General features: G+C 63.2%; 23 protein-coding genes. 13 read left to right on the top strand and 10 right to left on the bottom strand.

Translation table 11 applies throughout. The features are described from left to right. Positions 1–29: 29 nt before the first annotated feature. Positions 30–1,187, bottom strand: coding sequence for a PA0069 family radical SAM protein (locus ASD01_RS31230; RefSeq protein ID WP_034801053.1), 1,158 nt, complete (start codon positions 1,185–1,187; stop codon positions 30–32). Positions 1,188–1,362: 175 nt separating this feature from the next. On the opposite strand from ASD01_RS31230, the gene ASD01_RS31225 reads away from it, so the two are divergent. Beyond that, positions 1,363–1,884 carry a glycosyltransferase family protein gene (locus ASD01_RS31225; protein WP_034801056.1) on the top strand — a complete coding sequence of 174 codons (522 nt, stop codon included), beginning with the start codon at positions 1,363–1,365 and terminating at the stop codon, positions 1,882–1,884. Between the two features lie 293 nt (positions 1,885–2,177). On the opposite strand, the gene moaB is transcribed toward ASD01_RS31225, so the two are convergent. The 4 genes from moaB to ASD01_RS31205 all read right to left on the bottom strand — a co-directional run bounded on the left by moaB (position 2,178) and on the right by ASD01_RS31205 (position 6,653). Then, complete coding sequence (gene moaB, locus ASD01_RS31220) at positions 2,178–2,720, bottom strand: molybdenum cofactor biosynthesis protein B (RefSeq protein WP_034801059.1); 543 nt, start codon at positions 2,718–2,720, stop codon at positions 2,178–2,180. Between the two features lies 1 nt (position 2,721). Then, positions 2,722–3,633 carry a 4-(cytidine 5'-diphospho)-2-C-methyl-D-erythritol kinase gene (locus tag ASD01_RS31215; protein WP_034801062.1) on the bottom strand — a complete coding sequence of 304 codons (912 nt, stop codon included), beginning with the start codon at positions 3,631–3,633 and terminating at the stop codon, positions 2,722–2,724. Positions 3,634–3,640: 7 nt separating this feature from the next. Beyond that, positions 3,641–5,476 carry a tetratricopeptide repeat protein gene (locus tag ASD01_RS31210; protein WP_060644846.1) on the bottom strand — a complete coding sequence of 612 codons (1,836 nt, stop codon included), beginning with the start codon at positions 5,474–5,476 and terminating at the stop codon, positions 3,641–3,643. A 160-nt stretch (positions 5,477–5,636) separates the two neighbouring features. Further along, a complete protein-coding gene (locus tag ASD01_RS31205; RefSeq protein WP_034801067.1) occupies positions 5,637–6,653 on the bottom strand; it encodes a polyprenyl synthetase family protein in 1,017 nt (338 codons plus the stop codon). A gap of 107 nt (positions 6,654–6,760) precedes the next feature. Between ASD01_RS31205 and ASD01_RS31200 the strand changes: the two genes are divergently transcribed. The 6 genes from ASD01_RS31200 to ASD01_RS31175 all read left to right on the top strand — a co-directional run bounded on the left by ASD01_RS31200 (position 6,761) and on the right by ASD01_RS31175 (position 10,675). Continuing rightward, on the top strand, positions 6,761–6,982 hold the full coding sequence (locus ASD01_RS31200) for a putative signal transducing protein (protein ID WP_034801069.1): 222 nt from the start codon (positions 6,761–6,763) through the stop codon (positions 6,980–6,982). 11 nt (positions 6,983–6,993) lie between these two features. Next, positions 6,994–7,764 (top strand): tRNA1(Val) (adenine(37)-N6)-methyltransferase, encoded by a 771-nt coding sequence (locus ASD01_RS31195; protein WP_034801071.1) that lies wholly within the window; start codon positions 6,994–6,996, stop codon positions 7,762–7,764. A 173-nt stretch (positions 7,765–7,937) separates the two neighbouring features. Continuing rightward, positions 7,938–8,804, top strand: a complete 867-nt coding sequence (locus ASD01_RS31190) for a S49 family peptidase (protein ID WP_034801074.1) — start codon at positions 7,938–7,940, stop codon at positions 8,802–8,804. 34 nt (positions 8,805–8,838) lie between these two features. After that, positions 8,839–9,030, top strand: a complete 192-nt coding sequence (locus ASD01_RS31185) for a membrane protein (RefSeq protein ID WP_034801076.1) — start codon at positions 8,839–8,841, stop codon at positions 9,028–9,030. A gap of 125 nt (positions 9,031–9,155) precedes the next feature. Further along, positions 9,156–10,112 (top strand): glycine--tRNA ligase subunit alpha, encoded by a 957-nt coding sequence (locus ASD01_RS31180; protein WP_060516372.1) that lies wholly within the window; start codon positions 9,156–9,158, stop codon positions 10,110–10,112. Continuing rightward, on the top strand, positions 10,109–10,675 hold the full coding sequence (locus tag ASD01_RS31175) for an AAA family ATPase (protein ID WP_034801080.1): 567 nt from the start codon (positions 10,109–10,111) through the stop codon (positions 10,673–10,675). The genes ASD01_RS31180 and ASD01_RS31175 overlap by 4 nt, the downstream gene beginning before the upstream one ends. Here the strand turns inward: ASD01_RS31175 and ASD01_RS31170 are convergent. Continuing rightward, positions 10,668–10,865, bottom strand: a complete 198-nt coding sequence (locus tag ASD01_RS31170) for a cytidine/deoxycytidylate deaminase family protein (RefSeq protein ID WP_034801082.1) — start codon at positions 10,863–10,865, stop codon at positions 10,668–10,670. The genes ASD01_RS31175 and ASD01_RS31170 overlap by 8 nt on opposite strands. A 246-nt stretch (positions 10,866–11,111) precedes the next feature. On the opposite strand from ASD01_RS31170, the gene ASD01_RS31165 reads away from it, so the two are divergent. The 6 genes from ASD01_RS31165 (at position 11,112) to ASD01_RS31140 (ending at position 18,399) form a co-directional block, all read left to right on the top strand. Then, complete coding sequence (locus ASD01_RS31165) at positions 11,112–11,660, top strand: LemA family protein (RefSeq protein WP_034801085.1); 549 nt, start codon at positions 11,112–11,114, stop codon at positions 11,658–11,660. Positions 11,661–11,732: 72 nt separating this feature from the next. Then, positions 11,733–13,004: a 3-phosphoshikimate 1-carboxyvinyltransferase gene (locus tag ASD01_RS31160; protein ID WP_060529836.1), complete on the top strand. Its 1,272-nt coding sequence runs from the start codon at positions 11,733–11,735 to the stop codon at positions 13,002–13,004. A 109-nt stretch (positions 13,005–13,113) separates the two neighbouring features. Further along, complete coding sequence (locus ASD01_RS31155) at positions 13,114–15,054, top strand: DUF2207 domain-containing protein (RefSeq protein WP_034801090.1); 1,941 nt, start codon at positions 13,114–13,116, stop codon at positions 15,052–15,054. Positions 15,055–15,166: 112 nt separating this feature from the next. Beyond that, positions 15,167–17,332 carry a glycine--tRNA ligase subunit beta gene (gene glyS / locus ASD01_RS31150; protein WP_034801093.1) on the top strand — a complete coding sequence of 722 codons (2,166 nt, stop codon included), beginning with the start codon at positions 15,167–15,169 and terminating at the stop codon, positions 17,330–17,332. A 120-nt stretch (positions 17,333–17,452) separates the two neighbouring features. Beyond that, entirely contained in the window at positions 17,453–17,833 is a 381-nt protein-coding gene (locus ASD01_RS31145) for a cupin domain-containing protein (RefSeq protein ID WP_034801096.1), read from the top strand. A 62-nt stretch (positions 17,834–17,895) separates the two neighbouring features. Continuing rightward, on the top strand, positions 17,896–18,399 hold the full coding sequence (locus tag ASD01_RS31140) for a 2-thiouracil desulfurase family protein (RefSeq protein WP_034801098.1): 504 nt from the start codon (positions 17,896–17,898) through the stop codon (positions 18,397–18,399). A gap of 118 nt (positions 18,400–18,517) precedes the next feature. On the opposite strand, the gene ASD01_RS31135 is transcribed toward ASD01_RS31140, so the two are convergent. From ASD01_RS31135 to ASD01_RS31120, 4 genes are all read right to left on the bottom strand, one after another. Next, complete coding sequence (locus ASD01_RS31135; protein WP_034801101.1) at positions 18,518–19,039, bottom strand: plant virulence effector HPE1-like domain-containing protein; 522 nt, start codon at positions 19,037–19,039, stop codon at positions 18,518–18,520. 105 nt (positions 19,040–19,144) lie between these two features. Next, positions 19,145–20,416: a phosphoribosylamine--glycine ligase gene (purD, locus tag ASD01_RS31130; protein WP_060644845.1), complete on the bottom strand. Its 1,272-nt coding sequence runs from the start codon at positions 20,414–20,416 to the stop codon at positions 19,145–19,147. 108 nt (positions 20,417–20,524) lie between these two features. After that, positions 20,525–22,894, bottom strand: a complete 2,370-nt coding sequence (locus ASD01_RS31125) for a putative bifunctional diguanylate cyclase/phosphodiesterase (protein ID WP_034801106.1) — start codon at positions 22,892–22,894, stop codon at positions 20,525–20,527. After that, positions 22,891–23,931, bottom strand: a complete 1,041-nt coding sequence (locus ASD01_RS31120; RefSeq protein WP_034801108.1) for an ABC transporter substrate-binding protein — start codon at positions 23,929–23,931, stop codon at positions 22,891–22,893. The genes ASD01_RS31125 and ASD01_RS31120 overlap by 4 nt, the downstream gene beginning before the upstream one ends. Positions 23,932–24,013 lie beyond the last annotated feature (82 nt).

Raw genomic sequence — 24,013 nt, 5'->3', positions numbered from 1 at the left:
GCGGATGCTACCAGGCGATCGGAAAGCCTTCAAAGAAGCGAGAGCTGCACCCCCGTTCCGAGCGGCGGCACGAAGAGATCGTCGCGCAGCTGCCGGCGCGTCGGGTTGAAGCCGAGGCGCTTGACCGCCAAGTCGAAGCGGCGGCCAATCTGCCACGCATAGGGGCCGGCGCCCTTCATGCGTTTGCCGAATTCGGCGTCATAGTCCTTGCCGCCACGCATGGAGCGGATGAGCGACATGACGTGCCGGTAGCGGTCCGGATAATTGCGCAGCAGCCAGTCGCGAAAGAGCGGGCTGACCTCGAGCGGCAGCCGCAGCAGGACATAGCTTGCTTCCGTTGCTCCGGCTGTCCTTGCTCCTTCGAGCACGCGCTCGATCTCGTGGTCGTTCAGCGCCGGAATGATAGGGGAAACGAGAACACCGGCCGGGATGCCCGCTTCGGCAAGCATGCGTATCGCCTCCAGCCGCTTGCTCGGCGTAGAGGCCCGCGGCTCCATCGTGCGGGCGAGCTTCCGGTCGAGTGTCGTGACGGAGATGCCGACGCGAACCAGTCCCTTTTCCGCCATCGGCGCCAGGATATCGATATCGCGGGTGACCATCGCTGATTTGGTGACGATCATGACCGGATGGTTGGCGTCCCGCAGCACCTCGAGGATCTGGCGCATGATGCGCCACTCCTTCTCGATCGGCTGATAGGGGTCGGTGTTGGTGCCGATGGCGATCGGCCTCACCTTGTAGTCCTGCCGCGCCAGTTCGCGCTCCAGAAGTCGCGGTGCATCCGGCTTGGCAAACAGCTTCGCTTCGAAGTCGAGGCCGGCCGATAGGCCCATATACGCGTGCGTGGGGCGGGCGAAGCAATAGATGCAACCATGCTCGCAGCCGCGATAGGGATTGATCGAGCGGTCGAAGGAGATGTCGGGAGACTCGTTCCTCGTGATCACCGTGCGCGGCTTCTCGACCTGAACCTCGGTCTTGAACGGCGGCAGATCCTCCAGGCTTTCCCAACCGTCGTCGAACGTCTCGCGGCTGCGCGGTTCGAACCTGCCGGACATGTTGATCCCGGCGCCGCGCCCCCGGCGGCGATCGATGTCGATCCGGAGGCCCGTTGCGCTCATCATCGCTTCGGCCACATCTGCCGTGTTGGCGGGCGCAAGGGCACCCTGCCTGATCTGAGACAGCTCGGTCATTGGAATCTCCCCGGAATCAGATATTTGATCCCGTTTTGTTCTGATTATTTTCCTATCGCGAATGAGAGAACGATTCAAGAACAAAAAATTGGAATTTCGGTTTTGTCGATCAAGGCACCGCTTCGGTCGATGTCCTGGATGTAGCAATTGCCGTGCCGATGCGTTACGAGAAACCATGCTCACGATCATCATGGAAACCCGCGACAACGAAGCCGAACTGGCGCAGACGCTTGCTGTGTTGGTTGCCGGCGCCGTGGAGGGGCTGGTCAGCGATGTGATCATCCTCGATCATGGTTCGAAGGATGGTTCGTCCGATGTGGCCGATGCCGCTGGATGCCGTTTCTGCCGGGATTGGGATCTCGCCGATGTGGTGGGTTCGGCGCGTGGCGAATGGCTGATGTTGCTGGAGCCGGGCGCCCGCCCGATCGGCCGCTGGATCGATGAACTGGCCGAGTACGTGTCGATGAACAAGGCACCGGCCCGCTTCTCCGGTTCGAGACTGCATCGCAGGCCTTTCTTCCGCCGGCTGACCCGGCGGGGAAAGCCGCTGGAGACAGGCTTTCTCCTGCGCAAGAACGATGCTCTTGCGGCCGCCCGCGGCAATACGGGCCTGGATGCCATGACGAATGTCCGCTCTGTCCGCAAGCTCTCGACCGAACTTGTTCCGGCCTGGGTCGCCGTCGAAGCCAGGCGGTAACGCCGGTTCGTAGCGCGCAAAATTAAAGGTGCCAGTCCCGGGGGGACGGCACCTCCAAGCGGCTCTCAAATGACCTTGTTTGGTAGATTTCTATCCGGGCAGCATTCTGGCTACCCGTCGTATCCAACATTGCATTCCGCCTGGGGGACAGAGGCGGAAGGGTCTTGCGGCGCGAGGAATAGAACGTGCGGCGGTCGTTCCTCGCTGTGTCAACGCTTGGAGACTAACGAGAGGAGAAGCGACCGTCAGTTACTAAGGTAACAGGTCGGCCAAGCCGGAACGGTCCAAGCTCTTCAGCCACGTTTCAGATGCTCGTCGAGCCGCGGCATGATCTCCACGAAATTGCAGGGCATGTGCCGATAGTCGAGCTGTTGCTTGAGGATGCCGTCCCACGCATCACGGCAGGCACCGGGCGAACCCGGAAGGACGAAGATGAAGGTGGCGTTGGCAACGCCGCCAGTTGCCCGCGACTGGATCGTCGAGGTGCCGATCTTCTCGAAGGAGATACGGTGGAAGACTTCGGAGAACCCGTCCATGCGCTTCTCGAACAACGGTTCCAGCGCCTCAGGCGTCACGTCCCGCCCGGTGAAGCCCGTTCCACCTGTCGTGATCACCACGTCGATGTTGGGATCGAGCGTCCAGGCCTTTACCTGGTCGTAGATCTTCGTCTTGTCGTCGGAAACGATGGCGCGCGCCTCAAGCCGATGGCCGGCGTCACGCACCCGCGCTTCCAATGTGTCGCCCGACTTGTCGTCGGCGCGCGTGCGCGTGTCGGAGACCGTGAGGATGGCGATCCCGACAGGAATGAACGGACGCTTTTCGTCGATACCGGCCATGCTATTTCCCTTTGCCCACTGTCCTGCAGGCGAGAACGTACCACCCGGGGTAGGCCTCCGAAAGAGCGCGCGCTGTCGCAGCCGCGCGCACGTCGCTGTCGAAAAGGCCGAAGCATGTGGCGCCTGAGCCCGACATGCGCGTGAGCGCCGATCCGGCTTCGGTCAATGCCTTGCAGACCGTGCCGATCACGGGCTCAAGGCCCTCTGCCGGCAGCTGCAAATCGTTGCGCATCGTTGCGATCGCAGAAATCCACTCGGCCGCCGTGCCGGCTCTGTGAGGCGCAACGAGCGGCGGGTTCGTCTTGTTGGCGAGGGCCCGGAAGACAACCGGCGTCGAGACGGCGACGAGCGGATTGACCAGCACGACCGGCAGCGCGGGGAAATCCGCAAGCGGCGTAATGTCCTCGCCGATCCCCTTCGCGAGCAGTGGCGTGCCGGCAAGACACATCGGCACGTCCGCTCCGAGCTGCAGCGCGATGGCGCCGAGGCGGGAGGGTTCGATCGTCGCGCCCCAAAGATCGAGAAGCCCAAGAAGCGTCGCCGCCGCATCCGCGGATCCGCCGCCAATGCCCGAGGCGAGCGGCAGGTTCTTCTCGAGATGCAGGTGGACCGGCCCGGCCGTGTCGGGGTCAAGTGCCTGCAGTTCGGCGCGCAGCAGGTCCCGTGCCTTTAGAACCAGGTTGCCGCCCGCGCCGGCATCCATCGGCAGCGCGGCGGCAAACGCGCCCGAAACCGTGAAGCGATCCGCATCCGCCGGCGAGAGACCGATGCGATCGCCGCAATCGGCAAAAGTGACGAGACTTTCGAGAAGATGGTGGCCGTCGGCGCGCTGGCCGACGACGTGAAGGGCCAGATTGATCTTGGCGGGGGCTGCACGCGTCAGCGCGAAGCCCGCGATGTCACCTTCCGACATGGAACGGTCAGGACTTCTTGTCCGGCGCCGGTGCTTCCGGGGTCACCTTCTTCGGCGCGGTTTCCTTGGCATCGGCCGAGGCGGGGACCGCTTCCTTGAGCGGCGGCAAGCCGTTCTCGATCTTTGCCTTGATCTTCGGGATCTCTGCTTCCTCGGGCTTCAGTTCGAGCGTCTGCGTCCACTGGAACACGGCTTCGAGCTTGCGGCCGACGCGCCAGTAGGCGTCGCCAAGGTGATCGTTGATCGTCGGGTCGCCGGCCATCAGTTCGGCCGCCTTCTCCAGTTCCACGACTGCGTCGTCGAAGCGGTTCATGCGGAAATAGGCCCAGCCGAGGGAATCGACGATATAGCCGTCATCCGGCTTCAACTCGACGGCCTTGCGGATCATCTCCAGGCCTTCTTCGAGGTTGATGTTCATGTCGACCCAGGAATAGCCGAGATAGTTCAACACCTGCGGCTGGTCCGGATTGAGCTCCAGCGCCTTGCGGAAGTTCGGCTCGGCCTTGTCCCAGAGCTTCTGGCGCTCATAGGCGATGCCGCGTTGGAAGAACACCGTCCAGTCGCTGCGCTTCGGGACGGAGCCGATCTGTTCGACGGCGCGATCGTAGAGTTCGCCCATCTCCTTGTAGTCCTTGGCGTCGGAAAGCACGCTGCCATAGGCGAGATAGTTGCGGATGTTCTTCGGATCGACGTCGATGAGCGCCTTCAGGTGCTTCTTCGCCTCGTCGACCTTGCCGATGCTGGCGAGGCTGAGCCCGAGCTGTAGTTCCGAAACGCGCCGCATCGGCGAGGTCTCGGGAATGGCCTTGTAGAGTTCGATCGCCTCGTTCGGTTTCTTCAGGTTTTCGGCGATGCCGCCGAGCATGACCAGGATGTCGGCGCTGTCAGGGTCGAGCCGGCGCGCGGTCTGCAGGTAGAGCGAGACGATGTCCTCGGCGCCGTCGCGGTTGAGTGCCGCACCGATCGAGAAGAGCACGGCCGCAGCGCCCTGGGTGGCGTTCTTGACCTGCTGTTCCTGCGGAACACCATTCTCGATATCGGTCCTCAGCGCCTGCAGCGGCGTGTAGTTGTTGACCATGTTTTCGCCGACGGCGACGGTATCGAGCGCCTTCTGCTTGTTGCCTTCGCGCGCCTCGAAACGGGCAAGCGCTTCGACCGCGCGCATGAAGGTGTCGGGAGCGGCACTTCCGCCCTCGCGGTCGAGAATGGCATCGTTGAGCCTGGTGCGCGCCGTCTGCTTGTCACCCGCAGCAACCGCGATCGCGCCCGCATGATAGTTCTTGAACACGCGGAACCATTCAGGACCGTCAAGGCCGTTGATCTCGGCGAGTGCTTCCTTCGGCTTGCCCTGGCCGAATTTCGCCCAGGCCGAAAGCAGGCCGTTCATCAGCCGGTCGAGATCGTTCGGACCCTGGTAGTTCAGAAGCTTCTGTGCGTTGCGATACTCGCGCTTGCGGATCGCCTCGATCGCGCGAATGACCGTCGTGATGCGCTCGACGGCCGGGTCGGACTTCAACTGCTCGGCAATCTTCGCGCCTTCGTCGAACTGGCCCGCCATCAGAAGCGTGATCATCAGCCGCTGCTTGACGTCGTTGTTGTTCGGCTCGAACTGCAGCGCGATGCGGTAGAGTTCTGTGGCGGAAGCGAAGTCGCGGTCCGTATCGGCGGTGCGGGCAGCGAGAAACGCGCCGGAAAAGGTATTGACCGACTTGATGTCGAACGGCTCAGTTTCCTCGACGGCTGCGGTCTTCTCCTCGGCAAATGCCGGGTAGCCGCCGCTGACAGCAGCGAGAGCCAGCAGTGCTGCGCCGCTGAGGAGGCGGAGAATCGTCTTTTGCCGCATGTCAAACCTTTCGCGCCGATTGCTCGGCTTTCGCACCACTAAGGGTTGTTTTCGGAGTCAGCCACATATAGCCCAACGCAACTCTTGAGGAACAGAATGGCTTTTTTGGCGCAACGCGGCAAGAAAATCCTGTCGCTCGTTCTGACCTGCCCGGAGCCCGTCAGCTGACGCGATCGATGCAGAAGTCGATGACTTCGGTGAGCGCCGATTTCCAGGGAGACGCCGGCAGCGGCGCCAGCGCATCGCGGGCAATCGTGCCGTAATGCTGGGCGCGCGCGATGGTGTCGCTCAAGCCCCCATAGCGCTTGATCAGGCCGAGTGCCTTGTCGAGGTTCGCGTCGCTGCTGTCGCCGCCTTCGATCGCCTCGCGCCAGAAGGCACGGTCTTCCGCCGTTCCGCGGCGATAGGAGAGGATTACCGGAAGGGTGATCTTGCCCTCGCGGAAGTCGTCGCCGACATTCTTGCCGAGGTCGCTCGACGAGCCGCCATAGTCGAGCACGTCGTCGACGAGCTGGAAGGCGAGGCCGAGGTTCATCCCGTAGGATTTCAGCGCGTTGCGGTCCGATTTGCTGGTCTGGGCAACGATCGGCCCAACTTCGGCCGCGGCGGCAAAAAGGGCTGCGGTCTTGGCACGGATGACCTGGAGATAGTCGTCCTCGGTCGTTTCCATGTTCTTGGCGACGGAGAGCTGCAGCACTTCGCCTTCGGCAATGACCGAAGCTGCGGTCGACAGCACGTCGAGCGCGTCAAGCGAGCCGACATCGACCATCATGCGGAAGGCCTGGCCGAGCAGGAAGTCGCCGACCAGCACGCTTGCCTGGTTGCCCCAGATCGTGCGTGCGGTGGATTTGCCGCGGCGAAGGTCGCTTTCGTCAACGACGTCGTCATGGAGAAGCGTCGCGGTGTGCATGAATTCGACGCTGGTTGCGAGCTTGACGTGGGCGTCGCCCTCGTAGCCGAACATCGCAGCGGAGGCGAGCGTCAGCATCGGGCGCAGGCGCTTGCCGCCCGAAGAAATCAGGTGGTTGGCGACCTCGGGAATCATCTGAACGTCGGAGCCGGCCTTCGACAGGATAAGCTGGTTGACGCGCTCCATGTCCGCAGCGGTCAGATCAACGAGCGGCTTTACGGACGCCTGTTTGTTTTTGCTGTCTTCCAGCGGTATCACTACGCCCACACCGGGACTCCTGTTTTCATTGTCGCTTTCGACAATAGGAAGGGGTGTCCCGTGCGGCAAGAGGCGAATTGTCCCGCTTGCTGAAATAGGACAGGAAAAACCGCCGGATGAAGGAATTGATCCGTACCAACGATGCCGTCGTGCTCTCCTTTGCCGAGAGCCTGATGAAGGATGCCGGCATCGCAAGTCTCATCGCCGACCAGGGGATGAGCATTCTTGAGGGCTCGCTCGGACTCTTGCCCCGTCGCTTTCTGGTCGCCGAGGAAGACGCGGACGCGGCGCGCCGGATCCTGATCGATGCCGGGCTCGAGGCGGAGTTGCGCCCTTGAGCACGGAGCCGATGCCGGCTGCGACCGAAACCGTCGATGCATTTCACCGCGGCAAGTTCCATGTCGTCCAGCCACTCGGCCAGGGGCATCGCTCCGGCATGGACGCCATGCTGCTTGCGTCGCTCGTTGCATCGGATCGTCCCTGCCGGGTCGCCGATCTCGGTGCGGGCGCGGGTGCAGCCGGCATGGCCGTCGCCTCGCGGATCGACGATGCGGAAGTGGTGCTGGTGGAGCGCTCGCCCGTTATGGCGGAGTTTGCCCGCCGCAGCCTGGCGCTTGCCGAAAACGCCCGTTTTTCCTCGCGCGTCTCGGTCGTTGAGGCCGACGTTTCACTGACCGGCAAGGCGCGTGTCGCGACGGGTCTGGCGGATGACAGCTTCGATCATGTGATCATGAACCCACCCTTCAACGATGCCTCGGACCGCAAGACTCCGGATGCGCTCAAGGCCGAGGCCCATGCGATGAGCGACGGGCTGTTCGAGATCTGGGTGAAGACGGCGGGCGCGATCATGAAGCCCGGCGGGCAACTGTCGTTGATCGCTCGGCCGGAATCGATCGCCGAGATCATCGCCGCTTGCGGCCGCCGCTTTGGCGGCATCGAGATCACGGCGCTGCATCCGCGGGTCGGTGAAAACGCCGTGCGCATCCTGGTGACGGCGATCAAGCAGAGCCGCAAGCGGCTAGTCTTCCGCGCCCCGCTCGTCATGCACGAGGAGGGGCATCGCTTCGCAGACCATGTCGACGACCTCAACAATGGCCGCGCCGCCTATCGCCGCCGCTGATTTACCGTATGCGGCATTGCGTTCGCCGCATCAGTGCATACATGGCATGGAAGAGCCCCTGGCGGGCGATCCGGCGAAGCATTCCGCTTTTCGCCGATGAGACGCGGTCATGTCTATGATTTCCGGTCGTTCCGGCTCAAAATCATGGCATGTCCCAGCAGGCAGGAGTTGAAATGAAGGCGTTCCTGAGACGGTTGTTGCCCAAGCGTTTTCGCAAGGAAGGCGTGACGATCCCCGTCGTCCGGCTCCACGGCGCGATCATGGCCGGCGGCGGTCAGTTCCGGCCGGCGCTCAACCTGGCGACAGCGGCCCCGCTTCTCGAAAAGGCCTTCGCAATCAAGGAGGCGCCTGCTGTCGCGATCTCCGTCAATTCGCCTGGCGGCTCCCCTGTGCAGTCGCGATTGATCTACCAACGCATCCGCGATCTCGCCCAGGAGAAGAAAAAGCGTGTGCTGATCTTCGTCGAGGACGTCGCCGCATCCGGCGGCTATATGATCGCGCTTGCCGGCGACGAGATCATTGCCGACCCGACGTCGATCGTCGGCTCGATCGGCGTTGTCTCCGGCGGGTTCGGTTTTCCGGAACTCCTGAAGAAGATCGGCGTCGAGCGGCGTGTCTATACCGCTGGCGAAAACAAGGTGATGCTCGATCCGTTCCAGCCGGAAAAGGAAAACGACATCGCGTTCCTGAAGAACCTGCAGCTCGATATCCACGATACCTTCATCCAGATGGTCAAGGCCCGTCGCGGCCAGCTGCTCGCCGACGATCCGGATATCTTCTCCGGCCTTTTCTGGACCGGCCGGCGCGGGCTGGAGCTCGGCATCATCGATAGTCTCGGCGATCTGCGCGGCGAGGTGAAGAAGCGCTATGGCGACAAGGCGCGGCTCGAGCTCATCCAGCCGGTGCGCAGCCTTTTTGGCCGCCGGCAGAGCGGCGCGGCCATTGCCGGTGCTCTGGTCGAGCCAATGGCCGCTTCCGCAGCGGCGGGACTTGCCGAAGCCATCGAGGAAAGGGCATTGTGGGCGCGGTTCGGGCTTTGATGCCTGCCCGGCCTGAAATGTCCTTGGAGGGAAAATGCCGCAACTCATCCTGCTCCTGATCGCAGGTTTCGTCTTCTGGCTCGGCTATCGCAAGTTCGTGGCGGATGCCCAGAAGCTGACGCGCCAGCGCGAACAGGCTCGCCGCGAGGAGCAGACCGGGGCGCAGGGAACGTTGGTGCAGGACCCGGAAACCGGCGAATACAGGCTGAAGCGCGACGGCGAGTGAGGGCGGTCGGAACGCGTCGGTGTGGCTGCGGTCTATTTGCCCGCCCGCTGCCGTAGCGCTTGACCCCTGTCATCAGGCGTGGCACCTGTCCGGCACATTTTCTAGAAGAAATCCGGACGCGATCCATGACCACTCTGCCTGATCATATGAACCCGAAGCGCTCGTTTCAGGCTCTGATCCTGACACTCCACAATTACTGGGCCGATAAGGGTTGCGCCGTGCTGCAGCCCTACGACATGGAAGTGGGCGCCGGTACCTTCCATCCGGCAACGACCCTGCGCGCGCTGGGCCCGCGTCCCTGGCGTGCGGCTTACGTCCAGCCGTCGCGTCGCCCGACCGATGGCCGCTACGGCGAAAACCCGAACCGCCTGCAGCACTACTATCAGTATCAGGTAATCCTGAAGCCGAACCCGTCCAACCTGCAGGAACTCTATCTCGGCTCGCTCGAGGCGATCGGCCTCGACCCGCTGCTGCACGATATCCGCTTTGTCGAGGATGACTGGGAAAGCCCGACGCTCGGCGCTTGGGGTCTCGGCTGGGAGTGCTGGTGCGACGGCATGGAAGTGTCGCAGTTCACCTATTTCCAGCAGGTCTGCGGCATCGAGTGCTCGCCGGTTTCGGGGGAACTGACCTACGGTCTCGAACGCCTCGCCATGTATGTGCAGGGCGTCGACAACGTCTACGACCTGAACTTCAACGGTCGCGAGGGTGCCGAGAAGATCAGCTATGGCGATGTCTTCCTGCAGGCCGAACAGGAATATTCGCGCTACAATTTCGAATACGCCAACACGGCGATGCTGCATCAGCACTTCATCGATGCGGAAGCCGAGTGCCAGGCGTTGCTGGCTGCCGGAGCACCGGGCGACCACAGCAACAACCACCTGCACAAATGCGTCTTCCCAGCCTACGACCAGTGCATCAAGGCAAGCCATGTGTTCAACCTGCTCGATGCCCGCGGCGTGATCTCGGTCACCGAGCGCCAGAGCTACATCCTTAGGGTGCGCACGCTCGCCAAGGCCTGCGGCGAAGCCTTCCTGTTGACCGACGCCGGTGGCGCGAACCTCAACCGGGACGCCGCTTGAGCGTAGAACCGTCCGGCCTTGTCGTTCACATCAACGGCTGGCCGGGTACCGGTAAGCTGACGATCGCGCGCCATCTTGCTGAAAGGCTGGGCGCGCGGCTCGCCGACAATCACACGCTGATCAATCCGGCCGAGGCACTGTTTGCGCGCAGTGACCCGCTTTATCGCTCGCTTCGATCGGCGGTCCGCCAAAGCGTGTTCGAGCACCTGGAAAGGGCGGCAGCCGAACGGTCGTTCATCTTCACCGATGCGCTCTCGGACGATGCCACCGACACGCGTGCCTTCGAGGACTGCGCCGCACTCGCGCAAAAACGCGGCGCTCGCTTCGTTGCGGTCGTGATCGATTGCGACGTCGAGGAAAATCTCAAGCGCCTGACACGCGCCGGCCGGAGCAAGCTGCACAAGCTGACCGATCCGGAAGTTCTTCTGGGATTGCGGCGCGCGCACCGGCTGCTGCGCGGCAGAAGCGACCGATTGATTGAAATCGATGTGACGACGCTCGGCGCTGATGAGGCGGCAGCGGCGATCGCGGCGCGGATCGCTGAACCTTCGACTGTCAGATGACGAAGGTCGTGCCGGCGTCGTTCTTGCAGTACGGCTTCATTGTGGGATAGGCGCCGGTATAGACCTGACCGGAGTAGGTCTGAAGAGCGCGGCGAACACCGCTCGGCCGTTCCGGAGAATGCGCGCTCGCATAGGCAACGAAGAGCGCCGTAAAGGCGATCACGTTGATGAGAGTTGCGAGCGTTTTCATGGTCTTCACTTCGTTTCCGGGGTTGTTCGATGAACCGACTATCGCCCATCGCCGGTCCGGTCGCCGTTCCCGATGGAACAGGAAAGCCGGTCTTTTGACGTGAAAAGGCGTGGCATCGGGAAACACAGTGTTCACGGTGCAGCGGGAATTGGGGAGGAGCAGGTTTCTCTGGCCAAATGCTGCAGAAAGCGCTTTGAAGCTGAGAAGCGAATGCTAATCTCTGCGCGAGTTTTTGGAGGGTGCCCTATGATCGGTCTGGCAATCGCCGTCGTCGTGATTCTGTATCTGGTTTTCGTCTATAACGGTCTCGTCAAGGCGCGGCAGATCGCCGAGGAGGCGTGGTCCGGTATCGATGTGCAGTTGAAGCGCCGCGCCGATCTGATCCCGAACCTGATCGAAACCGTGAAGGGCTACGCCGCACACGAGAAGTCGACGTTCGAAGAGGTGATCGCCATGCGCAACCGCGCACAGGCGGTGCCAGCCGGCGACGTCGAGGGGCGGGCCCAGGCGGAAGGCGCGCTCTCCCAGGCGCTCGGCAAGCTCTTTGCGCTGGCGGAAGCTTATCCGGACCTCAAGGCCAACGAGAATTTCGCCGAGCTGCAGCGCTCGCTGGAAACGATCGAAGGCGAAATCCAGATGTCGCGCCGCTATTACAACGGTGCGGCCCGTGACTTGAACGTCAAGGTCGAGAGCTTCCCGTCCAACCTGATCGCCAACGCCTTCCGCTTCGTCAAAGCCGGCTATTTCGAGATCACCAACGAAGCCGACCGCGCGGTGCCGCAGGTCAAGTTCTGACAGCCACGCCTCCCGAACATTCCTCGCCGCGGGATCCCGCCGCGGCGCCATTCGCATCAAGAGACCTATTCGATGACCTCCGATAGCATGAAAAAACTGACCATCCTGCCGACCGACCACCCGCTCCGCGGTCATGTGCGCCCGCCGGGCTCGAAGTCGATCACCAACCGGGCGCTGCTTCTGGCCGGCCTTGCCAAGGGCACGAGCCGGCTGACGGGTGCCTTGAAGAGCGACGACACCCGCTACATGGCGGAAGCCTTGCGCGCGATGGGCGTCGAAGTCAGCGAGCCGGATGAAACGACCTTCGTCGTCACCAGCACGGGCAAGTTGCTCCCGCCGGCAGCTCCCTTGTTCCTCGGCAATGCCGGAACGGCGACACGCTTCCTGACGGCTGCTGCCGCGCTCGTCGATGGCACGGTCGTGGTCGATGGCGACCAGCACATGCGCAAGCGGCCGATCAAGCCCTTGGTCGAAGCACTCGGAACGCTCGGCGTCGAAGTCACCTCCGAAACCGGCTGCCCGCCGGTCACCGTCAAAGGCACCGGCGGCTTCCCGGCCGGTCGCGTCGTCATCGATGCCGGCCTGTCGAGCCAGTATGTCTCGGCCCTGCTGATGGCGGCCCCCGGCGCCAAGGGTCCTGTCAACATCGAGCTTGCCGGCGACGAGATCGGCGCGCGCGGTTACATCGACCTAACGGTTGCCGCCATGCGTGCCTTCGGCGCCGAAGTCGAGCAGCTGAGCCCCTCCGTCTGGCAGGTCGCGCCGACCGGCTACAAGGCAGCCGACTATGTCATCGAGCCGGATGCTTCGGCGGCGACCTATCTCTGGGCTGCGGAAGTCCTGACCGGCGGCGCCATCGATATCGGCGTTCCGGCGGACGCCTTCTCGCAGCCGGATGCCCGCGCCCATGCGGTGATCGCGAGCTTCCCGAACCTGCCCGCCGTCATCGACGGCTCGCAGATGCAGGACGCGATCCCGACGATCGCCGTGCTTGCCGCCTTCAACAACACGCCGGTGCGCTTCGTCGGTCTCGCCAACCTGCGCGTCAAGGAATGCGACCGCGTGCGCGCGCTGTCGCTCGGTCTGACCGCGATCCGGCCGGATCTGGCGCACGAGGAAGGCGACGACCTGATCGTCTCTTCCGATCCCACGCTTGCCGGCCAGACCTTGCCCGCCTCGATCGACACCTTCGCCGACCATCGCATCGCCATGAGCTTTGCGCTTGCCGGCCTGAAGATCCACGGCATCGCCATCGAAGATCCCGGCTGCGTTGCCAAAACGTACCCGGCCTATTGGGATGCACTCGCTTCGCTCGGCGTCGAATTCACCGGCGACCGGCCTTGATACCGTGCGGGATGTGCGGCCGTGTCTGCGGTTTCCGCGCGCATCCCGTTCTCACCCATAAGAACCGATCTCGTGTCTTGAACCTCAACCGGAAGAAAGCTTGATCCGCATGGTCCGTTTCGCTGCCGCATTTGCCGTTCTGGTGTTTTTGCTGGCAACGGCAGGCGTCGGTCGGGCGGAGGAGGTCTTCTCCGCCTATCGCTCCGTCATCGATGTCGCCAAGGACGGCACGATGACGGTGACCGAGACGATCACGGCGACGGTCGAGGGCAACAAGATCCGCCGAGGTATCTATCGCGATATGCCTTTGACCTTCACCGACGCGAAGGGCAAGCGCAGCAAGGTCGATTTCAAGCTGCTCTCGGTCGAGCGTGACGGTGAGGAGGAGCCCTATCGCACCGAGACGATCAACGGCGGCATCCGCATCTACACCGGTTCGGCCGAGGTCTTTCTGGAGCGGGGGGAGCATACCTTCCAGTTCACCTACGAGACTGGCCGGCAGATCCGCTTCTTTGACGATCACGACGAACTCTACTGGAACGTCACCGGTACGGAGTGGGATTTCCCGATCGACGAGGCGAGTGCGACCGTGACGCTGCCGGAAGGCGTAAGGGCCGAAGCGCTCGATTACTTCACTGGCGGCTATGGCGCGACCGGCAAGGATGCGCGCGCATCCAGGGACGGCAGCGAAATCTTCTTTGCCACCACCCGACGTCTCGATCCGCGCGAAGGGCTGACGATCGCCATCAAGATGCCGAAGGGCAGCATCGACAGGCCCACCTCCAGCCAGGAAAATGCCTGGTGGCTGCACGACCATCTGGCGCTCGTCATCGCCGGTGCCGGCCTTGCCGTCGTCCTGCTTTACTATAGCCAGGCCTGGCTCAGGGCCGGGCGTGACCCGGACCGCGGCGTCATGGTGCCGCGCTGGGATCCGCCGGAGGGCATCTCACCGGCGCTGGTCAATTACATCGACAACAGGGGCTTTTCCGGCGAGGGCTGGACCGCGTTGTCGGCGGCAGCACTCAATCTCGCGGTCAAGGGCCACGTGGTTCTCGAAGACCTGAAGAACGCCATCGTCATTGCCGCCACCGGCAAGAAACCCGACGAAAAGCTGCCGACCGGCGAGGCGGCCGTGATGAAGGCGGTCGATGCCGCTGGCGGCAAGCTCACCATCGACCCCGCCCATGGCACACGGGTGCAGGCGACCGGCGCCGATTTCCGCAACGCCATGGAGCGCGAGCATCGCGGCAAGTACTACCACGCCAACAGCGGTTACATCGTCGCCGGTGTCATCCTTTCGGTGTTGGCGGTTGCGGCCGTGTTCCTGTTCGGGGATCTCAGCGAGGACAGCCTGCCGCTGGTGATCGTTCCTGTTTTCATCGCCTTCTTCGTCTCGATCCTCGCCGTCTCCTTCGGCAAGTCGCTTCGCCGCGAAAGGAGCCTGATGAGTCGGATCATGTCGATCGTCGTGGTCGCCTTCATCGGCTTCGTCGCCTTCACCATCTTCTCGACCATCCTTGCGGCCGTCTTCTATTCGGCAGCCGAAACCGACGAACTGCCGCTGCTCTTCGTGATCGGCGCGATCGTGCTCGTCAACGTGCTGTTCTTCTTCCTGATGGGTGCGCCGACGCCGCTCGGAACGCGGATGATGGATGGCATCGACGGGCTCAGGCAATACATGACGCTCGCCGAGAAAGACCGGATGAACATGCAAGGCGCGCCCGAAATGTCGCCCCGGCATTTCGAGACGCTGCTCCCTTACGCCGTGGCGCTTGGCGTCGAGAAGCCCTGGACCGAGACCTTCGATCGTTGGCTGCTTGCCGCGGCGGCTGGGGCGGCTGCGGCCGCTGCATATCAGCCGGGCTGGTATCACGGTGACGGCTTCGGCTCGAGCACCTTCGGCGATCGCATCGGCGGTTTTGCCGGATCCATGGCCGACACGATGACGTCCTCCCTGCCGCCCCCACCCAAATCGTCATCGTCGGGCTTTTCTTCCGGCGGCGGCTTCTCCGGCGGCGGCGGTGGTGGCGGTGGTGGCGGCGGCTGGTAAATCCGCCTCGCACTTGCCCTTGGAAAACCAAATTCATCGCGGCGCTTGGTGACAATCTTGCCAGAGATTGCTAAGTCCGCCGCAACCGTCAGGAACAGAAAAAGTCACTCCCATGCCCGATCTTCTTATCGAACTCCGCTCCGAGGAAATTCCTGCCCGCCTGCAGCGCAAGGCGGCCGGTGACCTCAAGAAGCTGCTGACCGATGCCCTGGTCGAAGCGGGCCTGACCTATGAGGGGGCGCGCGAGTACTGGACACCGCGCCGGCTGACGCTTGACATCCGCGGCCTCAACGCCCGCTCCGCCGATGTTCGCGAAGAGCGCAAGGGTCCGCGCACCGACGCCAACGAGAAGGCGATCGAAGGCTTCCTGCGCGGCGCCGGCCTTTCCTCGATCAGCGAGGCGCACGTCCATAGTGACCCGAAGAAGGGCGACTTCTACGTCGCCCATATCGTCAAGCCGGGCCGTCCCGCCGAAGAGATGATCGCCGAGGCGATGCCGGATATCATCCGCAATTTCCCCTGGCCGAAGCCGATGCGCTCCGGCGTGGCCTCGGCCAAGCCTGGTTCGCTCCGCTGGGTCCGCCCGCTGCAGTCGATCGTCTGCACCTTCGGTTCGGAAACCGAGGAAACCCATGTGATCCCGTTTGAAGTCGACGGCATCGTCGCCTCGAACGTCACCTATGGTCACCGCTTCCACGCGCCGGAAGCGATCACGGTTCGCCGCTTTGCCGACTATGCCGAGAAGCTGGAAAAGGCGAAGGTCGTTCTCGATGGCGAGCGCCGCAAGGAAATGATCCTGGCCGACGCCCGCAATGTCGCCTTCGCCAACGGCCTTGAGCTCGTCGAAGACGAAGGCCTGCTCGAAGAAGTCTCCGGCCTCGTCGAATGGCCGCAGGTGCTCATGGGCAGCTTTGAGGAAGCCTATCTCGAGATCCCCTCGGAAATCATCCGGCTGACGATCAAGACCAACCAGAAGTGCTTCGTCACCCGCGCGCCGGGCGCCGACACGCTCTCCAACAAGTTCATCCTCGTCTCGAACATCGAGGCGAAGGACGGCGGCAAGGAGATCGTGCACGGCAACGGCAAGGTCGTGCGCGCCCGTCTTTCGGACGCAGCGCATTTCTGGCACCGCGACCAGGGTAACTTGCCGGATCTCGAAACGCTGGAAGCATCCGCCAAGAAGTTCGATCTCGATCTGAAGAAGCCGCTCGATCAGCGCATGGCCAAGCTCGACGCATTGAAGGTCACCTTCCATGCCAAACTCGGCACGGAAGGTGAACGCGTTGCGCGCATTCGGGCGCTCGCGGCCGAACTTGCCAAGGTGACCGGTGCGGATACGAAGCTCGTCGATCGCGCCGTCGTGCTGGCCAAGGCCGACCTGCGCACCGAAGCTGTCGGCGAGTTCCCCGAGCTTCAGGGCATCATGGGACACAAATACGCGCTGCTTCAGGGCGAACAGCCTGCGGTCGCCGACGCGATCGAAGACCATTACAAGCCGAATGGCCCCTCGGACCGCGCTCCGACCGATCCGGTGGCGGTCACCGTCGCGCTTGCCGACAAGCTCGACAAGTTGGTCGGCTTCTGGGCAATCGACGAAAAACCGACCGGTTCGAAGGATCCTTACGCGCTGCGCCGTGCCGCACTCGGCGTCATCCGCCTGATCCTGGAAGGCAAGGCGCGCCTGGCGCTGCTACCCGCTTTCGAAACGGCGCTCGTGGCCCTTCGCGCGCAGAAGCCGGAACTTTCGGCTGACATTTCCGCCGACCTGCTCTCCTTCTTCCATGACCGCCTCAAGGTCTACCTGCGCGATCTCGGCGCCCGCCACGATCTGATCGACGCGGTGCTGACGCCGGATTCGGATGATCTTCTGATGATCGCCCGCCGCGTCGAGGCGCTGACCGCCTTCATCACTGACGAGGAAGGCCGCAACCTCCTCGCCGGCACCAAGCGCGCGACGCAGATCCTGGCAGCCGAAGAGAAGAAGGGAACGACCGTCGCCGACGCCGTCGATGCCGGCCTCTTCCGTCTCGATGCCGAAAAGGCGCTGCACCAGGCCGTCGAAGCCGGTTCGGGCGAGGCGCGCGAGGCGATCGCCAAGGAGGACTTCCGTTCGGCCATGGAAGCACTGGCAAAGCTGCGCCAGCCGGTCGACCAGTTCTTCAACGACGTGCTGGTCAATGACGACGATGCTGCGATCCGGGCCAACCGCCTGGCGCTGCTGGGTCTCATCCGCTCGGCCACCGGCACGGTCGCCGACTTCTCGAAGATCGCCGGCTAAGGCACGGCTGCCTGCCGCCGGCTCGCTGGCGGCCTCGGCGGTCCCTCGCGCACAAACGTTCAAGCTGGTTGGGAGCCGGCGCCCTATATCCTGTCTCCATCATCATCATGGAGACAGCCGATGAATGTCGCGACGAAGACCTACAAGCCGATCAATTTCGCTGAGAAGCTCTCGCTCTTCAGCGATCAGTGGCAGCCGCGCGTCCTTGCCGAACTCAACGACTACCAGTTCAAGATCGTGCGCATCGAGGGCGACTTCATCTGGCACGATCACAAGGATACCGACGAGGCCTTCATCGTCATCGAGGGCACGCTGCGGATCGATTTTCGCGACGGGTCCGTGACGCTCGGTCCCGGCGAAATGTACGTCGTGCCGAAGGGCGTCGAACACAAGCCCTATGCGGAGCACGAGGTGAAGATGCTCTTGATCGAGCCGCGCGGCACGCTCAACACCGGGCATGAGGGTGGCGAACGCACCGCGCAAAACGACCGCTGGATCTGATCCCTTGTCCGGGCACTGCGATCGCGCTTGCTGACCGGCAGGGCGCCGGAGTAGAGAAAGGCATGCCCGCAAAAATTCTCGTCAGCGCCTGCCTCATGGGCCATGCCGTCCGCTACGACGGCCAGTCGAAGCCGCTCCTGCACCCGGCGATAGACCGCTGGCGCGCGGAAGGCCGTCTCGTGACCATCTGTCCGGAAATGTCGGCCGGCATGCCGGTGCCGCGTCCGCCGGCCGAGATCGCCGCCGGCGCTGTCGGCAAGGACGTGCTCGCCGGCAAGGCGAGGGTGGTGGAGATAGACGGCGGCGACGTCACCGAGGGGTTCATACAGGCTGCCGAAAACGCTCTTTCGCTTGCCAGGCAAGCCGACTGTCGCTTCGCGCTCCTGATCGATGGCAGCCCGTCCTGCGGGTCGGGTTTCGTCTATGACGGGAGCTTTTCCGGCGCGCGCCATCCGGGTGAAGGCGTAACGGCCGCCTTGCTCCTCGCCAACGGCGTCGAAGTCTATTCTGACAGACAGATAGAGGCGCTGGTCGCGCGGATCGATGAATTGGAAGGCTCGCAATAAAAAGATTGCGCCCCCGCTTCTCTCAGGGGCGCAATCTCTCGCTCTTACAGCGATACGCCCGTCAGCCTTTGAATGCAGGGGACGGCTGAGCGGGGCAGGGAACTTTCCCGATAGGCGATCAGTCTAGCCGAAGTTCGAGGGTGGACGGATCAAAATCCTGTGAGCTCTCGTCGGCCACGGGCGCAGCCACCATGGACGCGCCGATCGGGGTCACCGCGGCGGTCTTTGCGGTCTGATCGATGGAAAGAAACTCCGGCCTGGACGCCTGCGGGTTCTGGTCGTTTGCGATGTTCGAGACGGTCACCGTTGCAGCATCGTCGGTTTCGGCCGCGGCCGTCCTGATCATCTCGTGGGACGGCTTGCTGACGAACACCACCGGCGACCCGCCGAGCCAGGCCTCCGTGCGCACCATCTTCATCTCGCCGTTGATTTTCTTGAGCTCGATCGTCTCGTCGCCCGCCGCGATCGTCGGGACGACGTAGGTGACCTTCTTCCGCGACTGCAACGGCGGGCAATCGGCGCAGGAAACCGTGGAGACGCTGGCATTGTCGGTCGTGCCGGAGGCGATCGCTTCGATCGACGACGCCGCGGCGTTGCCAGCAGCAAGCCCAAGGACGGTGGTGATCAGCAACAGGCGCATCGTTTTTCTCCCGGATCGTTACCGGCGAGAATATGCGCGCTCCCTTACTTTCCCGTCAGGAGAATTGGTAAAAATAGAATGATCCGCGAATTGACCGGTTTCCGGTCAGGCCTTCTCGCGCGCGACCGCGCGCCAGCCGATATCGTGCCGGTAGAAGCCGTTGTCCCAGGAAACGGCCGACAGCGCCGCATAGGCCCTGTCCTTGGCCTCGCCGGCACTTGCCCCTGTCGCCGTAATGTTGAGCACACGGCCACCGGTTGCGACCAGGCCTCCGTCCTTCATCGCTGTGCCGGCGTGGAACACCTTGGTGGTGTCGGATGCTGCGGGGAGGGCGTCAATCGGGGTGTTCTTCGCGTAGCTGCCCGGATAGCCCTTGGAGGCCATCACGACGGTCAGCGCCGTCTCGTCGCGCCATTCCACAGTCATGCCGGCGAGCGTGCCGGTCGCCGCGGCATAGAGAAGCGGCAGAAGATCGCTCTTCATGCGCATCATCAGCACCTGGCATTCCGGGTCGCCGAAGCGGACGTTGTATTCGATGAGTTCCGGTCCTTTGGCGGTGATCATCAGCCCGGCAAAGAACACGCCGGAGAAGGGATGGCCGCTTTCCGCCATGCCGCGCATCGTCGGCTCGAGGATTTCCTTCATCGTGCGCTCGATCATCTCTGACGTCATGACCGGGGCCGGCGAGTAGGCGCCCATGCCGCCGGTGTTCGGTCCGGTATCGCCGTCGCCGACGCGCTTGTGGTCCTGGGCCGACGCGAGCGCCAGCGCCGTCTTGCCGTCTGAGAGGCAGAAGAAGCTTGCCTCCTCGCCGTCGAGATAGGCTTCTACGACCACTTCGGCGCCGGCGGCGCCAAAGGCGCCGGCGAAACAGTCGTCGACGGCGGCGAGCGCCTCGTCGAGCGTCATGGCGACGGTGACACCCTTGCCGGCGGCGAGACCATCGGCCTTGATGACGATCGGTGCGCCCTGTTCACGCACATAGATCTTGGCGCTCTCCGCATCGGTGAAGCGGCCATAGGCGCCGGTCGGAATATCGTAGCGGGCGCAGAGATCCTTGGTGAAGCCCTTGGAGCCTTCAAGCTGGGCGGCCGCGGCAGAGGGGCCAAAGACGGCGATGCCGGCTGCGCGCAGCACGTCGGCGATGCCGGCGACCAGTGGACCCTCAGGTCCTACCACGACGAAATCGATCGCTTCCTTGCGGCAGAAGTCGGCGACCGCTGCATGGTCGTCCGTGTCGAGCGCGATGATTTCCGCTTCTTCGGCGATGCCGGGATTGCCCGGTGCGGCATAAAGCTTCGTCAGTTTCGGCGACTGCGCGATCTTCCATGCAAGGGCGTGTTCGCGCCCACCCGATCCGATCAGAAGAACCTTCATTGCAGCCCCCGATATCCCGAAAAATGTTGCGCTGCGGTTAGGACGGCAGGGCGGCAAGGTCAAGGGAAAACGGGAGTTCGGGTGGCGATTCTCGCAATCGCCACCATCTCAGGCGATGGCCTGGCGGCTCTGTTGCTCGTCCAGCGCTTCGTCGTGCGCATAACGCGCGGTGCGTGTCAGCGCCCAGATCGCCAGATCCTCGATCGGCAGCGGCTTGCTGATGAGGTAACCCTGGAACAGGTCGCAGCCGGCAGCCGTCAGCATGGAGAGTTTCTCCGGCGTGTCGATGCCTTCGCCGACGACCGCGACGTCCTTGGCGTGGCAGAGCGCGATCAGCGCCTTCAATACCGGCAGGGAATGCGACGCGGTGAGGTTCGACACCAGCGCCCGGTCGAGCTTGATGGTATCGGCGGTGTATTCGATGATCTGCTGCACGGACGTGTAGCCGGCGCCGAAATCGTCGATCGAAAGCCGGAAGCCGTTCTGGCGGAGCGCATCGATGTTGCGGCGAAGCTGGTCGCTGAACTTGACGGCGAAGGTTTCGGTAAGCTCGATCTCGATCGAGCGTGCCTCCAGCCCATGCCGTTCCAGGCAGTCGGCGAAGTGGTCGGCGATCGCCTTGGAATGTAGTTCGGCCGAGGAAATGTTGATGGCGAGCACTGTTTCGGGGCCGAACAGGGCCTTCAACTGGCCGCAGTCGGACATCGCCTTGTTGATCACCCACCAGTCGATCTTGGTGAAGAGCCCCGAGCTTTCGGCGATCGGCACGAATTCATCCGGCGTGACGTTGCCGAGCACCGGCGAGTACCAGCGCAGCAGCGCCTCGCAGCCGGTGACCCGGCCCTCGGTATCGACCATTGGCATGTAGACGAGGTGGAACTGTTCGTCCGGATCGAGCGAGCGCAGCTCGTCCTGGATCTGGCGCAGCCGCGTGCGCTTGTCGTGAAGCGCGCGCGAGTAGCGGGCGGAGCGGTTCTTGCCGCTGGTCTTGGCCTGATACATTGCCGCATCGGCATTCGCGATCAGTTCGGTGAGGTTGGTGGCGTCATCCGGGCAGATCGCAGCGCCGATGCTTGCGGTCACCGGATAACGCTTGTCGGAGACTTCGAAGCCGTCCTCGAACAGCGAGAGGATGGCGCCCGAAATTTCCCGGACCGTTCCGTCGCCCGGGCGCGAGCGCACCAGCACGGCGAATTCGTCGCCCGAAAGGCGCGCGAGGATCGCCGGCTTTTGGCCGCGGCGCTCGGTGATCACGTCGACCCGCTCGGCGATGCGGGCCGCCAAGGTTTTCAGGAGTTCGTCGCCGATCTCGTGACCATGCTTGTCGTTGACGAACTTGAAGTTGTCGATGTCGATGAAAAGCAGGCTGCACTTCTCGCCGGCCGCGATCGCCTCGCGAACGACGCCTGCGGCGAGTGCGTTGAAGTGGCCACGGTTGCTGATCCCGGTCAGCGTATCGGTCCAGGAGCTGCGTTGCACGAGCTTCAGCGATTGCACCGACTGGCGGTGCAGTTCGCGGATGTTTTCGGTGAGACGCCCGATCTCGCCCTTTTCTTCCATATCGCGGATTTCGTCGCGCGCACCCACCATCACGGCCATCACATTGGCGTCGAGAGTGGCGATCGGATCGGTGATGAAGCGGCGGATCAACATGATGATCAGCCAGATCGAGAACAGGCTCATGGCGACGGCGCCGAGCGCCAGCAGGATTTTCTGCCGCGCCATCAGCGCGTCGAAATGCTCGCTCGAAACGGTGAGCGTCGCATAGAGCGAAGGTCCGAGATGCACGCTTGCCGAAAGGTCGTCGGTGATGGCCTGCGGCCAGGGCTGCAGAACGATGTCGGATCCGTATTCCTTTTTCAGCGCCTGCTGCATGTCGAGGAAGCGGTCGGGCTGGATCGCGACCTGGACGAGCAGGGCGTTCGATTTCTTGCTCGGCAACGGCCGGGTAAAGGCAATGGGGTCGAGGAAGAAGGAATAGACGATGCGCGGTCTCTGGCCCGCTTCGTAGAGATAGGTCCAGTCAGCGAGCTTGTCTTCGCGGATCAGCCGGCGGGCGAGGTTGAGCTGTGCCTCGTCGATCTCGGCGAACGGATCCCAGCTGTTTTCAAAATAGTATTCGGACTTGAGTTCCGAACTCAGAAGCGCGAGCGAAACATAGCCCGTCGGATCGTCGAGCAGCGATTTGACGCTCTCCTGCAGCCGGACGCCGAGCGCATTGGCCCTGTAGCTCGCATCGGTTTCGGAAACGTACTGGCGCAGCGAATTGCCGTTCAGCAGCGCATTGAGAAAGCCCTTGCTGCGGCCGATCTCGTTCTGGAAGACGGCGGCCGCATGTTCAAGGCGCTGCGACAGCTTGGCATGCTCGAGCGCGCGAATGGAGCGGCTCTGCGTGACGTGGACCGAGACCGCCGCCAGCAGATAGCCGGCAAGCACCACGGGAAAGATCAGGATGAGCGCGCGTTTGCCGAGGTTCACTGGAAATTCGCCAATGTGCTGATGATACGCCGGCGCAGTTGCACCGACTCTGTGGACAGTTCCTGTTGATACTGGCTCTTGGCCAGAATGTCGGGCGAGGGGTAGATCGCCGGGTCGGAGCGAACCTCTTCCGGCAGGAGTGCGTGGGCCGCCCGGCTTGCCGTCGGCATGTTGAGCGCCAGCGCGTTGGCGGCGGCACTTCCCGGCGAACCGAGATAGTCGAGCAGCGCCAGCGCCCGATCCTTGTTTTGCGAATTGGCAACGACGGACATGCAGTCGAGCCAGGAGAGTGTGCCTTCCTTCGGAACCGCATAACGCCACACGCCAGGGGTGCCGGCCTTGGCGTTCAGCACGTGCTGGTCGCCGCTGTAGCCGAGCGCCATGTAGATGTCCTTGCTGACTGCAGGGTTCTGGATCGCGCTGATGATGTATTCGTAGGTGAGCACCGAAGGGGCCTGTTCCTTCATCAGCGTAAAGGCGGCCTTCAGCGTGCTGCTGTCGTTGGTATTGATCGATTGGCCGAGCAGCATCAACGGGGCGACGAAGGCCTCGTTGTGGTCGTCGTACATGGCCACATGCTTGGCAAGCGCAGCGGCAGGGCGCATCAGGTCCTGCCAGGAGGTCGGCGCTTCGGCTAAGACGTCGGAACGGTAGAGAATGCCCATCGTGCCCCAGAGATAGGGCAGGCCCCGGCCGGAGCAGCGCTTGCGCCAGCTCTCGTCATAGTCCCTGAGCGAGGCGACGTTGGTCTCGTCGATTTTTTCGAGAACGCCCTTGCGACCGAAGAGAGCGGCGCTGTTTTCGCCGGTTACCACCAGATCGACGCGGCTGTTCGGATCGGCCAGCACCTCGTCGCGGGTATCGCCGCTGTCGTAATAGACCTGGTGCACTGACACGCCTGTAATCGACGACCAGCGGTCGAGGATCTTCTGGTCGATATAGGATTCCCAGATGAGCAGGTTCAGGGTCTCGGCCGGTGCCGCCGTTGCAAAGAGCAACGTCGCCAGTAAGGCCGGAATCGCCGTTCGCCCCTGCATTGTGTACCCCTGCCCAAGCCCGTCAGACGACCGTAGCGCGCAAAAATTGATGAATGATTACGTAGGGCTGCGACGAGTGGCC

The sequence above is a fragment of the Ensifer sp. Root423 genome (assembly GCF_001426275.1).
Taxonomy (GTDB): domain Bacteria; phylum Pseudomonadota; class Alphaproteobacteria; order Rhizobiales; family Rhizobiaceae; genus Ensifer; species Ensifer adhaerens.
The sequence above is the reverse complement of the archived record's forward strand: the minus strand, read 5'-3'. Positions and strand labels throughout refer to the sequence as shown.